We start from the raw sequence: 15,437 nt of genomic DNA, 5'->3' as shown, positions 1-15,437 counted from the left end.
TTTTACAATTAACCTTATTTTGCTACGTTTTTGGCTTTTATTGGATAATAATTCTTACAAATAATTGTTGGTTTGGGAAAAATTTAAAATCTCAAATTACAATGAAAAAAATTGCATTTATTCTTGCGGTTTCACTAGGTTTAACAAACCTTCATGCACAAACAGAAAAAGAAAAAAAGACGGGGAATGACTATAACAAATGGTCTATAGAATTAGATGGAGGGGTAAACAAACCTCAACGCCCTTTCAGTTCTAACTATTTTACTTCGACGCCAAGTCCATTTGTTGGTGATTTTGGAGTACGTTATATGTTAAACAACAAATTTGGTTTAAAAGCTGATTTTGGATATAACAGCTTTACAGGAAAAAACAATTCTCAAGATTTCGACACTAAGTACTACAGAGTAGATTTACAAGGTGTAGCAAACTTAGGGAGAATCATGAATTTTGAAACTTGGACTAATACATTTGGTTTATTAGGACATGCTGGTTTTGGAGTTGGCCAAATCGAAAATAAAGATTTACATGTAAAAGACAGAGTTGGTAATTTTATTGCTGGTATTACAGGTCAAATCAGATTATCAAACAGAATTGCTTTAACAGGTGATTTTTCTACGATTATGAATGCTTCACAAGATGCAACTTTTGACGGTGTAATTGTTCCAGAAAACAGAGGGTTTTCAGGCTTAGTTTTTAACGGAACAGTTGGACTAAATGTTTACTTAGGAAAAAACACAAAACATGCTGACTGGACTGTAGTTTCTCAAGATACTGATGTTTCTGGACTAGAAAACAAAATTGCTGATTTGGAAGCAATGGTTAAAAATATGCCAGAAAAACAAGTAATCGTAGAAAAACCAGTTAACAATACGGTAGTAAATGACAAAGATCTTATCAAAGAAATGATCAACGAACAATACTACAGTGTTTATTTTGACTTTAACAAAGCAACTCCAATCGAAAATTCTACAGCTGCAATTGATGTAGTTTTAAGTTATTTAAGAAAACATCCATCAGCTTCTTTAGATATTATTGGTTACGCTGATCAAGTTGGAAGTTCTGAGTACAATGAAAAATTATCAACTGCGAGAGCAAATAACGTAAAAACTATTTTCGAAAAAGCGGGTATTTCATCTTCAAGATTAAATGTAGCAGCAAAAGGTGCTGATACATCTATCCAAAAAGATTCAGAAGAAGCTAGAAGATTAGCTAGAAGAGTTACTTTCAGAGTAAAATAATTCTGAACTAAACAAAAAAAAGCCCTAAAGGAAATTCCTTTAGGGCTTTTTTTATATATGTTTTTATATTATCATTAAAACTTATCTTTTTAATATTTAAAAAACAATGTTTAATCTGGATAATTCATAATTTACTAAATCATTAACTATCATAATTTTGGAATGATTTTTGTCCATAAAAACGTATGAAAAAAATATTACTCTGCCTTCTTCTATTCTATAAATCTATATTGTTTAGTCAAACGATATTGAACTCTTATCCATTAGATCTAAAAATATCAGGGATTAATAACGAACTTCTAAATGTAGAGAATGTCAAAACCCATGAGGTTTTTGTATTTGCTTCTGATAATGAAAACATTTCGATTTTAAAATACAATGCTTCTTTATTTCTAACAGATCAATACAAGGCTCCGATAAAAAATCTAGATGATAAGCATTTAATTGGATATAGTTTTAGCGAAGACGGAAACCCAACACTTTATTGGTCCAGACTTGATTTCAGCTACATTTTTGCTATTAAATATTATTTGGAAAGCAAAACCTTTAAGGTCTTGAATTTCAGTTTTCCATCTGCAGATCAATACGTTGTAGATATATTTCAAAAAAACAATTCATTTTACATTCTTTCAAAAGATGTCTCTAAGCCAACATTAAATGTTTACGCTTTTAAAAACGGGACAGTTGAAGAAAAAATATTTGATTTCTCACCCTTTACTTTTCAAGATAAAAGCACACATTTATTAACTTTCACACAGCTTATCAAAGAAAATCCAATTGAAAAAATTGAAGCTGGTGATTACAATTCTTTGTACAAAAGCGCGAAAAAGAGTAAATTTTATGTTCTGGATGACAAATTTATTTTGACCTTAGATTATAATCCTAAAAAAACTCAGGTATTTGAAATTAGTATGGAAAGTGAAGAAATAAAAGAAAAAAACTTTACACAATCAATTATCCAAAACCCCAAAATAGTAAGTAATTCTTTTTATCACCAAAATAAACTCTATCAGATAACTGCTGATAAATCACAAATGTTTCTTGATATAAAAGATTTTAATTCAAATCAGACTATAAAGAGTTTTAAAGTCTCTAAAGATGAAAACATCAATTTTAAAATCTCATCTTTTTTTCTAGAACGAGATGGTGCAAAGCCAAAAGAATTTGAGAAAACCAATGTGTTTCTACAGCATTTATCTAAATTAGATATTGGTTTATCTGTTTTCAAAAATGATCAAAATACTTTTATTATGTTGGGAGGAGCTTCAGAAATAGAAAAACCCTCTTCGATGTTTAATAATTTTTATGATCCTTTCACGCAAGATTTTCCAGAAGCCAATTTTTACCAAGGCGGTTATCCAGCTGAGATACATTCAAAAAGTGTTTATTTTGAAACTGAACTGAATGATAATCATGAATTTGTAAACCCCGAACCACAACCGCTTGCCATTGATAATATTTCCTATTTTTTAGATATAAACAAAAAAGTAACCTTACAAAGCATAATGAAATTTAAAGATTACTACATTTTAGGTTATTATGACAAAGGCACAAAACAATATATAATGCGAAAATTTCAGGATGGATTTGAAACTGACGATGCCATTGACCCGCTCGATACGCCGTCTAGTTTTTCGAAGTCATTCTCAAAAAATAGGCGTTGACTTTACTCGGATTAACTTCAATTCATCAGCACCAATGTATCAATCCAAAACGAGTACTAAAAATTAAAAGCTTAACAAGAAGAGTTTTTTTTTAAAACAAATTAAACTGTTTTTATGATTCCCCAAATAGAAAATTGTTTTTGTGTATTCTTGTTTTCCTTTTCAAAAACTCATTTATTTCATTAATTTTGAAAATATATCTGAGCAAATCCTAATGAAAAAACTACTGCTTTTCTTCCTTCTATTCTCGCAATCAATATTGATAAGCCAGACCATATTAAATTCTTCTGTTTTAAATTTGAGCAAGCCAGCAGAAAGTGGCCAGCTTATTAATGCTGAAAACACAAAAACTCATGAAGTTTATGTTTTTGCTTCTGATAATAAAGCCATCAATATTTTAAAGTTTAATAAATCTCTGTTTCTTGCGAACCAATTCAAAGACACGCTCCGAGCTGAAAAAAAGAGGGTTTTGATGGGTTATAGTTTTGGTGAAGATGAAAACCCAACACTTTATTGGGATTCTGAAAACCACAAAAGTATCCGTATAATAAAATATAATCTGGAAACTAAAAAATCAACCTCCTTGAATTTTGATTTTCCGGCAAATACAGGAAACATTATAACATCTTTTCAAAAAAATAATGCCTTTTATGTGCTGTCAAAAGAAAAAGATCAGGAGCATTTGCTATTATTTGAATTCCGAAACGATAAATGTGAAATAAAAATGTTCGATTTCACCTCGTTTTCTTTTAAAAATGAAAAAGCTCAAAATCTTTCGTTTAGCGCACTTGTTCAATATCATTACCCAATCGAAAAAATTGAAACTGACGATTTTTCTACTTTAGATAAAACCGAAAAGAAAAGCAAGATGTATGTGTTCGATGACCGTATTATTCTAACATTTGATTATAACATAAATCATACACAAGTTTTTAATCTAAATCTGCAGACTAGTGAAGTTACGGAGAAAATTTTTGATACCCCTGTTACTCAAACAGCATCAAAAAGTACAAACTCTTTTTATCTAGAAAACAAACTTTATCAACTTAGTGCAAACAGCGAGCAATTTTTGTTCAGCATAAAAGATTTTTATTCCGGTAAAGACATAAAAACCATTTCTGTTACAAAAAATGATACCATCAGTTTTAAAAATTCACCTATGTTTTTACAGATAAACGAAGAAAAACCTCAGAAGTTAAAAACTACCAGTAAGTTTTTGAAACAATTATCGACTGTTAATGCAACTCTCTCGGCTTTTAAAAACAAGCAAATTACGTTTATTACTTTCGGTGGATTTGCTTCTTATCAATCATTTGGCATAAGTTACAATTACGGGCAAAATAATATTCAGGATTCAAGCAAAATGGTGTTTTTTGACGCTGCATTAAACTCCGATTTTGAATTTATAAATAATAGCCAGGCTGAACCGCTGGCAATTGATAATCTTAACTATTTTATGAGCAATAGTAAGAATATTTTAATGGTGAGTATTATTAAATTGACCGATTTTTATATTTTAGGATATTACGACGTAGATACAAAAAGCTATACTATGCGCAAATTTACAGATGGTTTTATGGATCAAGGTTTTGGAAATCCAATTATGAATAAAGCGATATTTTCTAAATCTATTCCGTTAAACAGAAATTAATCTTTATTGAGAATTAATACAAATGTGGCTTGTTTCTAGGTTAAAAAAAATGGTTTGAATTATTTTTTTTAACTTTACAAAAAAGACATCATTATGCTATCAAAAAATATTGAAACAGCTTTAAACAAGCAAATTCGCATAGAAGCAGAATCTTCGCAAACTTATCTTTCTATGGCTTGCTGGGCTGAAGTACACGGATTAGAGGGAATCGCTCAATTTATGTACACACAGTCAGATGAAGAGCGTGCACATATGCTCAAACTAGTAAAATATGTGAACGAACGTGGAGGTCATGCTCAAGTTACAGATCTTAAAGCACCTAAAACTTCTTATTCTACATTTAAAGAAATGTTTGAAGCACTGTACAGTCATGAAATTTTTGTTTCAGAATCTATCAACGAATTGGTACACATTACTTTTGAAGAAAAAGATTATGCAACTCATAATTTCTTGCAATGGTATGTATCTGAACAAATCGAGGAAGAAGCTACAGCTAAATCTATCTTAGATAAAATCAACTTAATTGGCGATGACAAAGGCGGACTTTATTTGTTTGATCGTGATATTCAGCAATTAACAGTTACAAGTTCAATTGCAATTAATCCAAAATAAAAAAGTTAAAGTTTATTTAGAATACTTAAAAATAACTTTTATTCTTTTATATTTGCCTCTGTTTTAATACTGAGGAAAATTGAGCAAGAAAGAAAAAGACAAGGACAAGAAAAAGGATAAAAAGAAAAAGAAAAACAAAGATATCCTTGATAAAATTAAGAAGATTGAAAACTGTAAGTCTTCGTGCTGTGAGAAATATAAAAAAAGCGAAAAAAAACGTTGCTCGCGTTGTCCTATGTTTGACTTATTCAAAAAAACGGCTTAACAAAATATATACAAACCCACCAAGATATTTGGTGGGTTTTTAGTTTCTTCTGATATTTAAAGAATCAATTTTCAATTATGAACAACCCAATTACTATACCTAAATCAAGCCTTGATTTTTTGGTTCTACTTAAAGAAAACAATAACAAACCTTGGTTTGAAGCTAATAAGCCAGAATACTTAAAAGAATTAAATCATATTGAAACTTTTGCTGGTGCGCTGCTTCAAGAACTTTCTAAAACCGATGTTTTAGAAACACCCTCTGGAAAAAAAAGTGTGTACCGAATATATCGTGATATTCGTTTTGCAAAAGACAAAACTCCTTTTAAAACTTTTTGGGGAGGCAGTTTTACACGAGCAACAAGCGCAAGACGCGGCGGCTATTATTTTCATCTCGAAAAAGGAAACAGTTTTTTTGCCGGCGGTTTTTGGGGACCAAATGCTGGAGATTTAAAACGTATTAGAAACGAATTTGCCCAAGATCCTGAATTATTTAGAAAAATATTGCAGTCAAAATCTTTTGTAAACACTTTTGGAACTTTGCAGGGCGAACAGCTTAAAACCACACCAAAGGGTTTTGATGTAAATCATGAAGCTATCGATCTGCTTCGTTACAAACAGTTTTTGATTATTAAGCGTTTTACAGATGAAGAAGTTTTAAGTCCGATTTTTTTAAAACAAGCTTTGGAAACATGTAAAAATATGAGGCCTTTTTTTGATTATATGAGCGAAGTACTTTCAACCGATGTTAATGGCGCTTCGGTTTTATAATTACAACTGATTCAAACAAAAAGCCCGATAACTTCTCAAGTTATCGGGCTTTAATTTTCTCATTATTTACTCAAAAGCAAAATCTCATTGACTACAACTTCTGTAATAAATCTTTTTTCCCCGTTTTTGTCGTCGTAGCTTCTGTGGGTTAATTTTCCATCGATCGCAACATCTTTGCCTTTTACCACATATTTTTCGATAATTTCAACCACTTTTCCCCAAGCAGTAATACGATGCCATTCGGTTTGCTCTATTTTCTCCCCCTTGTCGTTTTTGTAATAATCGTGTGTTGCAATAGTTAATTGTGCTAATTTTTTTCCGTTTTCTAATGTTTTGATTTCTGGATCATTCCCTACTTTTCCAATTAATTGTACTCTGTTTTTCATTGCATTCATGGCGTATATTTTTTAGATGTGCTTATAATTTGAATTCGTTTATCAAATTCAACGGTGCAAAGATGTGAAGGAAGGCAGAGAATATTCGGTTAACATCTATTTACTTTCGGTTGTAACTATTTGTAAACGTTTGTAAATGGAAAAATTTTTCGTATATTTAACACAAATCTTACTACATGCAGACAAAAATTAATAAAGTTGAACTACGAAATCTAGAGTTCGACGATTATCAGCAATTAAAAAATTCAATGGTCGAATCGTATCCAGAAATGGCGAATTCATACTGGAGGCCTAACGATATTAAAAAATTACTTTCTATATTTCCTGAAGGCCAACTTGTAATATTGGTCGACGGCATTGTTGTAGGCTCTGCCCTATCCTTAATAGTAGACGAAAAATTAGTAGACAAAAGGCATAATTACAGACAAATTATAGGCGACTATACTTTTTCAACCCATAATCCAAATGGGGAAATTTTGTACGGTATCGATGTTTTTATACATCCAAATTATAGAGGTTTGCGTTTAGGCCGCCGTTTATATGATACGCGTAAAGAACTTTGCGAACAATTAAACCTTAAAGCGATTGTTTTTGCAGGAAGAATTCCAAATTATTCTCAACATGCAAAAAAAATGACTCCAAAAGTTTACATTGATAAAGTAAAACATAAAGAATTGCACGATCCTGTACTTTCTTTTCAGTTGAGCAATGATTTTCACGTTTTAAGAATTATCAAAAATTACCTCGAAGGCGACGAAGAATCAAAAGAATTTGCCGTTTTGCTTGAATGGAACAATGTTTATTATGATGAAAGTCCAAAACTGATTAATCTTGAAAAAAGTGTAATACGCCTAGGCTTAGTGCAGTGGCAAATGCGTCAATTAAACAATTTAGAAGAATTTTTTGAGCAATCTGAATTTTTTATTGATGTTGTTTCTGGTTATGGAGCTGACTTTGCTTTGTTTCCAGAACTTTTCATTGCACCTTTAATGGCCGATTACAATCATTTATCTGAAGCTGAGGCGATTCGTGAATTAGCCCGTTATTCTGACCCGATTAGAAAGCGTTTTCAGGAATTTGCCATTTCATACAACATCAATATTATTACCGGAAGCATGCCTCATTTAGAAAACGGTAATCTTTTCAACGTTGGGTTTTTATGCAAAAGAGACGGGACTTCTGAAATGTATACCAAAATTCACATCACGCCAAACGAAGTTCAACATTGGGGAATGAAAGGCGGATCACAATTTAAGACCTTTGATACTGACTGCGGTAAAATTGGAATCTTAATTTGTTATGATGTTGAGTTTCCAGAACTCTCTCGAATATTGGCCAACGAAGGAATGAATATTTTGTTTGTGCCTTTTTTAACGGATACTCAAAATGCTTATACACGCGTAAAACACTGCTCGCAGGCACGCGCAATCGAAAATGAATGTTATGTAGCAATTGCAGGCTGTGTTGGTAACTTACCAAAAGTAAATAACATGGACATTCAGTATGCGCAGGCTTCTGTGTTTACGCCTTCTGATTTTGCTTTTCCAAGTAATGGAATTAAGGCCGAAGCTACTCCAAATACTGAAATGACATTAATTGTAGATGTTGATTTGAATTTATTAAAACAGCTTCACGAACATGGAAGTGTGCGAATATTAAAAGACAGAAGAACTGATTTATATGAAATAAAAAAAATTGAGCAATGAAAACATGCCTGGAATGCTCCGAAAAACTTGTAGGCCGCGAAGACAAGAAATTTTGTTCAGACAGCTGCCGAAATGCCTACAATAATAAAATAAACAAAGACAGCACTAATTTTATGCGCAATGTAAACAATAAATTACGCAAAAATTACCGTATTTTGGCTGAATTAAATACAGAAGGAAAATCGAAAGCAACGAGGGATAAAATGATTAATAAAGGTTTTGATTTTGATTTCTTTACCAATATCTTGCAAACGAAAACAGGAAATACCTACTATTTCCTGTATGACCAAGGATACCGTTCTCTAGACAACGATTATTTTATGCTTGTTAAAAAAGAAATATAGACCATTCATCATGAAAAAAAACCCCACCTCAATTCTTGCTTTCATTTGTGTCTTAGCAATACTCGGCATTATTTATGCCACTATGATGCCTCAATATATTTCTAAAGAAGAAGAAGCACTCGCTGAATTCTCTACAGAAAGGGCATTAAATCAAGTAGAAATTATTGCCCAAAAGCCACATTATGTGGGATCTACCAATCATGAATTAGTTGCAAATTACTTAAAACTTGAGCTAAACCGAATTGGTTTAGAAACCTCAACTCAAGAAGGATTTACTTTAAACGATAAAGGACTTTTAGTAAAATCAAAAAATATTCTGGCCAGAATAAAAGGAACCAATAACTCAAAAGCACTTTTACTGCTTTCTCATTATGACAGTGCTCCGCATTCTTTTTCTAAAGGTGCAAGTGATGATGCTTCTGGAGTTGCTACTATACTCGAAGGAATCCGTGCATTTTTATACGCTAAACAACCTCATAAAAATGACATTATTATTTTGTTTTCTGATGCTGAAGAATTAGGCTTAAACGGTGCCGCACTTTTCGTAAATAAGCATCCTTGGGCAAAAGACGTTGGTTTGGTTATCAATTTTGAAGCAAGAGGTTCTTCTGGGCCAAGTTATATGCTGATGGAAACCAACAAAGGAAATAAAGAGCTCGTTAAAGAATTCAGTAAAGCAAAAGCACCTTATCCTGTTTCAAATTCGTTGATGTACAGTATTTACAAAATGCTTCCAAACGATACTGATTTGACCGTTTTTAGAAAACAAGGAAACATTCAGGGATTCAATTTTGCTTTTATAGACGGACATTACAATTACCACACACAGCAAGACGACGTACAGCATTTAAACAAAATGACTCTTGCGCATCAGGGAACGTATTTAATGCCTTTATTAAAATATTTTTCGAATATCGATTTAAACGCAACAGATTCTACACAAGACGATGTTTATTTTAGTGTTCCGTTTTCTTTTATAAGTTATCCCTTTACATGGGTTATGCCAATGACAATTATTGCGTTAGGATTATTGATTCTTTTCATTTTTATTGGAAAAGCAAAACACATTATCACTTTCAGAGAAATTTTCAGAGGTTTTGTGCCACTTTTAGGTTCTTTGATAATTGCCGGATTGGTTACTTTTTTAGGATGGAAAATAGTTTTAGAAGCTTATCCTCAATATTCTGATTTACTAAACGGATTTACTTATAACGGACATGCTTATATTGGAGCGTTTGTAATGTTAAGCATTGCTATTTGTTTTGCGTTTTATCATCATTTCTCTGAAACAAGAGCGACAATGAATCATTTTGTATCGCCATTATTGCTTTGGATTGTCATTAATGCTTTTTTAGCGAATAATTTAACAGGAGCTGGTTTCTTAATTATACCTGTTTATTTCGGAGTTATTTTATTCGGAATTTATGTTTTGACTTCACATTACAGTCTTGGCTTAAACTTAATATTAAGTATTCCGGCTTTGGCTATTATAGCGCCATTTATCGTAATGTTCCCTATTGGGTTAGGGTTAAAAATACTTTTTGGAAGCGCAATTTTGACGGTTTTGCTCTTCGGATTATTACTTCCAATATTTGGAGCTTTTATTAAAAAGGGAAGTTGGACTATGCTGTTTTTTGCATTTTCCCTAGCCTTTTTCATCTATGCCGGTTACAATTCTGGCTACGAACCTGGCAAAGCAAAATCAAATAGTTTGTTATACGTTTACAATGCAAACACAAACTCTGCAGTTTGGACTACTTATGATGTTAATTTAGACGAATGGACTAGAACTTATTTAGGTGACAAAAATCAAAAAGCAGTTGGTTTAAATAGTCTGCCAATAGCGAGCAAATACAATTCAAGTTTTACGTACAGTGCGATCGCGCCAGTTGTAGATGTTCCTAAGCCGACAATTGCTTTCTTAAAAGACAGCGTAATAGGAAATAATAGATATCTAAAAATAAAAATTACGCCAAATCGAAAAGTTAATCGTTACGACATTTTTGCCAATCCTAAAATGACGTTTTTCAACTTTAAGGCAAACGGCGTTTCAACTTCAGGCGAAAAAGGAAATCGCCTGGAACGAGAAGGAATGAAAATTCTATGCTATTATGTAGTTGGAAATGAGCCTTTGGTCCTAGATTTCTACATCAACAAATCATCTGTTTTTGATATGGATTTAATCGAAAGTTCTTTCGATTTGATGACTAATCCATTGTTTCAAATCAAACCAAGAAGCGACTGGATGATGCCAACGCCATTTGTTTTGAATGATGCTGTTTTAATTCATCAAAAAATAAAAAAATATACAGCGCCAGTAACGCCGCTTGCACCAGCAGTAGTGGCAAAAGACAGTGCTATTATTGCAAAAGACAGCTTGATATCACCTGTTAAGCCTCAATAAATTTAATTTCATTAATAATAAACGTTTATAATTTTAATATGAAGAATAAATTCCTGCTTTTTATAGCAATTGCAAGCTTTCCAACCTTATATGCGCAAGCTGTCGAAGAGAAAATAGCAACTAAATCGTGCGATTGCTTAAGTAAAAGTTCAGGAATAATTACCGAAAATGCTTTTAGAGATTGTCTAACCGCTTCAATGTCAGAAATCATATTGAATGACAAAGATCCAAAAGTGAGAGAATCGCTTAATACAGTTGAGGGAATTCAGGGCATGATTCAAAAAGTACAAGATTTAGTAATTAAAAACTGTCCAAAATTTGTACCTGAAGCACCAAAAGACAAAAGCGCCGCTTTTTATGTCAATTCTAAAAATAAAAATGCACAGAATTCGTATACAATTGCCAAAGATTTAATGCGCAACAAGAATTACAAAATGGCGATTGAAAGTTTACAACTTTCCTTAAAAGAAGATCCAAATTTTGTTTTGGCGCTTGATGATATCGCGGTTTGCTATAGACAATTAGATGATTTTGATAATGCCATAAAATATTATAAAAAATCGCTGGAAATTTTTCCAGAAGGTGATATGGCCTTAATGAATATTGGAACAGCGTATAGCTTAAAATCAGATTTTAAAACTGCTGTTGGATATTACGAAAAACTAATTCAATATCAGCCAAATAATGCTGAGGGTTACTTTGGTGCCGGAAAAAATTATTTTCTTCTAAATGATGACGAAAAGGCGCTTGACAATATTTTTATTGCTCACATTATCTATACAAGCGAAAAATCAGAATATGTAAAAGATTCTGAACAGCTTTTGGGAGCCATTTATCAAAAAATGAAATCTGAAAATAAAGAAGAGCTGTTCAAAAAAATAGCAGAAAGAACAACATTAAACTAGAATGATATGGCAACTAATATTTCTACAATCGTCCTGAATGCATCCAGTGAAAAAGTTTGGAAAACTTTGACACAGCCAGATCTGGTTAAACAATGGCAATATGGAAGTGATTTGATTACTGATTGGAAAGTTGGCAATGAAATCAGGTTTAGAAATGAATGGGAAGGTCAGGTTTTCGAACAATGGGGAACCGTTTTAGAAGTTGTTCCGAATCAGAAAATCAAATATTCTTTGTTTTTTCCAAGACCGGAATTAGAAGACAAACCAGAAAATTATTTTATTATGAGCTATGTTTTATCTGAAGAAAATCAGAAAACCAAGCTCGAAATAATTCAGGAAGACAATCGTCCGGGCGCAGTTCAAGAAGAACCGCAAGGCGAAGAAAACCCGATTCTTCAAAGTTTAAAAGCTTTAATCGAATCTTAAAATTAGGTACAAAGGTTCAAAGGTTCAGAGTCACAAAGATTAAAAAGCACTATTTTTATTGTGTTTTTATTTTTTTAATATATGCCGAAAACCTCTGAACCTTTGAACCTTTGAACCTCTGTACCTCTAACAAGCACATTCTATTTTTAAACCAGATTTAACCCCTTTTGTTCCTTCGGTTGCATAACCATCAAACTTCCACCACTCTATTCCGCCAATTAATTCTTTGACTTTAAAACCTAATTTTGTCATGTTCAACGCCGCTTTTGTTGAAGCGTTACAGCCAATTCCGTCGCAATAGGTTACATACAAAACTTCTTTATCAAGGTGTTGTGTACTTTCAGCCGTCATTTCGCGATGCGGCATATTAATCGCTGTTGGAATATGCTCTGCTTCAAATCCAAATGCTTTTCTTGCATCTAAAGCAATTACTTTTTCTCCGTTATTCAAGGCATCAAACAAATCTGACGGATCCATTTCAAATGCCAATTTGTTTTCATAATGTTTAATTTGTGCTTCCATGTTTTTTAGTTTTTATGATTTTGTTTTTTCAAAAGTAATGCAGCCATAACTCCCGTAAAAACGAAAAGAATTCATCAACTTGATTACTTTTTTTCATAGAAAAGCCATTCTAAAATTTTGTTCCTTTGTATACTAATTCTCAAAAAATGGAAATACGTCACTTACGATTAATAAAAGCAATTGTTGAAGAAGGTAGCATTACCAAAGCGATTGACAAATTGCATTTGACGCAATCAGCTTTGAGTCATCAGCTTAAAGAAGCTGAATATCAATTGGGAACTGCTATTTTTTTGAGAACCAATAAAAAGCTGGTTTTGACAAAAGCTGGCGAAAAAATCTATGAATTGGCTAATGAAATTCTAGACAAACTTTCGCAGACTGAAACTCAGATTAAACAAATGGTTTTTGGAGAACATGGCGAAATCAGAATTAGTACCGAATGTTTTTCGAGTTATCATTGGCTTCCTTCGGTTATGAAGCAGTTTCATTTGCTGTATCCGAATGTTGATTTAAAAATTGTGACCGAAGCCACTCATATGCCGCTGCAAAAATTACTTGAAAACACAATTGATATTGCGATTATCAGCGATCAGATTAATGATAATAACATCAAATATTTAGAACTTTTTCAGGACGAAGTTGTTATGGCCGTTTCTGAAAATCATGCTTGGACGAACAAAAAGTATGTCGTTGCTGAAGATTTTATAAACGAACATTTGCTAATTCACTCACTTCCGATGGAAACTGTGACGATTCATCAGTTTGTTTTGGCTCCAGCCAAAGTAACTCCCAAAAAAATAACTGCGTTGCCACTTACCGAAGCTTCTCTAGAAATGGTTAAGGCTGATATGGGCGTGATGTCGATGGCTAAATGGGCATTGTTGCCACATTTAAAAAACAATCCCATAAAAGCGATTAAAATTGGCAAAAACGGTTTAAAAAGAAAACATTTTATTGCAGTTAGAGACAATCAGGAATATCCGGCTTATTTTCATCATTTTATAACTTTTTTACAAACCGAAATCAACTTGCAATGGAATATTCAATAAGAAACTGCGAAGTGGCTGATTTGCCTAAGCTCGTTGTTTTATGCCAAAAACATGCTGCATACGAAAAAGCTTCTTTTTCTCCAGAAGGAAAACAAGAACTTTTAGAAAAAGCATTATTTGATGAACATCCGAAATTATATTGCTTGGTTGTTGCCACGGATAAGGACATTTTAGGCTACGTTTCATATACTTTTGACTTTTCAACGTGGGACGCTGGAACTTTTATTTACATGGATTGTCTGTTTTTGGAAGAAAGCGCCAGAAGTTTTGGAATTGGGGAAGTTTTAATTGAAAAACTAAAACAAATTGGTATTGCCAAAAATTGCATCAACATACAATGGCAAACGCCTGAATTTAACGAAAGAGCCATTAAATTTTATAATAGAATTGGTGCAAAAGGAAAAGACAAAGTTCGGTTTACTTTGAATTTGTGATATAACTAAAACAAGAGTTATTTAATCTCGCAAAGTAGCAGAGTTTTTTGTCATGCTGAGGAACGAAGGATCGCACTTGAAACTCGACAACGATTGGCGATTTAGTATGCGGAGCTACTTGTGTGATCCTTCGTTCCTCAGGATGACAAGTTTGTGTACATAATCCTAACTTTGCTCCTTCACCTTTGTACCTTTGTATCTTTTCACCTAAAAAACAAAAAATGAGCAAAATAAGCATATTAGGATGTGGTTGGCTAGGTTTGCCTTTAGCAAAAAAATTAATTGAAAATGGACATTCGGTAAACGGATCAACTACTTCGGAAAATAAACTTTCTGTTTTAAAAGACGCTGGAATAAATCCATTTTTGGTTGTGCTTGAAAGTGAATCTGTTTCAGAAAACATAGCTGATTTTTTAGCGGAAAGCGAAATTTTAATCATTGATATTCCGCCAAAATTGCGTGGAAACAATTCGGATTCATCAAATTCTTCGAGAAAAATCTTTGTAGAAAAAATTCAAACCTTGATTCCGTTTATAGAGCAATCAACTATAAAAAAAGTGCTTTTTGTGAGTTCGACTTCTGTTTATGGGGATGACAACGAATGGGTTACAGAAAAAACGATTCCGAATCCAGAAACTGAAAGCGGCAAACAATTGCTTTTGGCAGAAGCTATTCTTCAAAAAAATAAAAATTTTGAAACTACAATTCTTCGTTTCGGCGGATTGATTGGTGAAGACCGCCATCCTGTAAAGTTCTTAGCCGGCAAAGAAAATCTTGAAAATCCAGATGCGCCTGTCAACTTAATTCATCAAAATGATTGTGTCAGAATCATTGAAGAAATCATCAACCAATCCAAGTGGAATGAAGTTTTTAATGCTGTTGCGCCTTTTCATCCCACAAGAGAGGAATATTATACGCAAAAAGCGAAATTGCAAAATCTTGATTTACCGAGATTCAACTTTGAAAAATCGAATGTCAAAAAAACCATTTCAAGCGAAAAGGTAGAATCTGATTTAAATTTTCAATTTACGTTAGATAAGTATTAAACCATA

The 15,437-nt window shown here is 32.6% G+C and carries 16 protein-coding genes; 14 read left to right on the top strand and 2 right to left on the bottom strand.

The features are described from left to right. Positions 1-101 precede the first annotated feature (101 nt). From IR010_RS08400 to IR010_RS08375, 6 genes are all read left to right on the top strand, one after another. Positions 102-1,238, top strand: coding sequence for an OmpA family protein (locus IR010_RS08400; protein ID WP_194603021.1), 1,137 nt, complete (start codon positions 102-104; stop codon positions 1,236-1,238). Between the two features lie 185 nt (positions 1,239-1,423). Further along, positions 1,424-2,902 carry a hypothetical protein gene (locus IR010_RS08395; RefSeq protein WP_194567441.1) on the top strand — a complete coding sequence of 493 codons (1,479 nt, stop codon included), beginning with the start codon at positions 1,424-1,426 and terminating at the stop codon, positions 2,900-2,902. 214 nt (positions 2,903-3,116) lie between these two features. Continuing rightward, positions 3,117-4,553, top strand: a complete 1,437-nt coding sequence (locus IR010_RS08390) for a hypothetical protein (RefSeq protein ID WP_194567443.1) — start codon at positions 3,117-3,119, stop codon at positions 4,551-4,553. A 93-nt stretch (positions 4,554-4,646) separates the two neighbouring features. Further along, on the top strand, positions 4,647-5,165 hold the full coding sequence (locus IR010_RS08385) for a ferritin (protein ID WP_029271149.1): 519 nt from the start codon (positions 4,647-4,649) through the stop codon (positions 5,163-5,165). A 79-nt stretch (positions 5,166-5,244) separates the two neighbouring features. Next, entirely contained in the window at positions 5,245-5,430 is a 186-nt protein-coding gene (locus IR010_RS08380; protein WP_029271150.1) for a hypothetical protein, read from the top strand. 77 nt (positions 5,431-5,507) lie between these two features. Then, complete coding sequence (locus IR010_RS08375; RefSeq protein WP_194567445.1) at positions 5,508-6,200, top strand: DUF2461 domain-containing protein; 693 nt, start codon at positions 5,508-5,510, stop codon at positions 6,198-6,200. Positions 6,201-6,262: 62 nt separating this feature from the next. On the opposite strand, the gene IR010_RS08370 is transcribed toward IR010_RS08375, so the two are convergent. Next, entirely contained in the window at positions 6,263-6,595 is a 333-nt protein-coding gene (locus IR010_RS08370) for a single-stranded DNA-binding protein (RefSeq protein ID WP_194567447.1), read from the bottom strand. A gap of 176 nt (positions 6,596-6,771) precedes the next feature. On the opposite strand from IR010_RS08370, the gene IR010_RS08365 reads away from it, so the two are divergent. From IR010_RS08365 to IR010_RS08345, 5 genes are read left to right on the top strand one after another with little or no spacing between them, the layout of a single operon-like run. Next, the gene (locus IR010_RS08365; protein WP_194567449.1) at positions 6,772-8,301 is read left to right on the top strand and encodes a bifunctional GNAT family N-acetyltransferase/carbon-nitrogen hydrolase family protein; all 1,530 of its coding nucleotides are present in this window, start codon (positions 6,772-6,774) and stop codon (positions 8,299-8,301) included. Then, positions 8,298-8,645 (top strand): hypothetical protein, encoded by a 348-nt coding sequence (locus IR010_RS08360; RefSeq protein ID WP_029271158.1) that lies wholly within the window; start codon positions 8,298-8,300, stop codon positions 8,643-8,645. Before IR010_RS08365 ends, IR010_RS08360 begins: the two co-directional genes overlap by 4 nt. A gap of 10 nt (positions 8,646-8,655) precedes the next feature. Beyond that, complete coding sequence (locus tag IR010_RS08355) at positions 8,656-11,049, top strand: M28 family peptidase (RefSeq protein WP_194603018.1); 2,394 nt, start codon at positions 8,656-8,658, stop codon at positions 11,047-11,049. Between the two features lie 38 nt (positions 11,050-11,087). Continuing rightward, positions 11,088-11,954 carry a tetratricopeptide repeat protein gene (locus IR010_RS08350; protein WP_194603015.1) on the top strand — a complete coding sequence of 289 codons (867 nt, stop codon included), beginning with the start codon at positions 11,088-11,090 and terminating at the stop codon, positions 11,952-11,954. 6 nt (positions 11,955-11,960) lie between these two features. Continuing rightward, positions 11,961-12,380 carry an SRPBCC family protein gene (locus tag IR010_RS08345; protein WP_029271164.1) on the top strand — a complete coding sequence of 140 codons (420 nt, stop codon included), beginning with the start codon at positions 11,961-11,963 and terminating at the stop codon, positions 12,378-12,380. Positions 12,381-12,506: 126 nt separating this feature from the next. Here the strand turns inward: IR010_RS08345 and IR010_RS08340 are convergent, their stop codons facing one another. Continuing rightward, positions 12,507-12,902, bottom strand: a complete 396-nt coding sequence (locus tag IR010_RS08340) for a rhodanese-like domain-containing protein (RefSeq protein WP_194603012.1) — start codon at positions 12,900-12,902, stop codon at positions 12,507-12,509. 146 nt (positions 12,903-13,048) lie between these two features. Between IR010_RS08340 and IR010_RS08335 the strand changes: the two genes are divergently transcribed. The 3 genes from IR010_RS08335 (at position 13,049) to IR010_RS08325 (ending at position 15,431) form a co-directional block, all read left to right on the top strand. After that, the gene (locus IR010_RS08335) at positions 13,049-13,951 is read left to right on the top strand and encodes a LysR family transcriptional regulator (protein ID WP_029271168.1); all 903 of its coding nucleotides are present in this window, start codon (positions 13,049-13,051) and stop codon (positions 13,949-13,951) included. Then, positions 13,936-14,385 (top strand): GNAT family N-acetyltransferase, encoded by a 450-nt coding sequence (locus tag IR010_RS08330; RefSeq protein WP_194603009.1) that lies wholly within the window; start codon positions 13,936-13,938, stop codon positions 14,383-14,385. Before IR010_RS08335 ends, IR010_RS08330 begins: the two co-directional genes overlap by 16 nt. A 221-nt stretch (positions 14,386-14,606) precedes the next feature. Continuing rightward, on the top strand, positions 14,607-15,431 hold the full coding sequence (locus IR010_RS08325) for an SDR family oxidoreductase (RefSeq protein ID WP_194603005.1): 825 nt from the start codon (positions 14,607-14,609) through the stop codon (positions 15,429-15,431). The last annotated feature ends 6 nt before the right edge of the window (positions 15,432-15,437 follow it).

This window comes from Flavobacterium sp. MR2016-29 (assembly GCF_015350695.1).
In the GTDB taxonomy this organism is placed as follows: Bacteria; Bacteroidota; Bacteroidia; order Flavobacteriales; family Flavobacteriaceae; genus Flavobacterium.
This window is presented reverse-complemented; position numbering and strand designations above follow the sequence as displayed.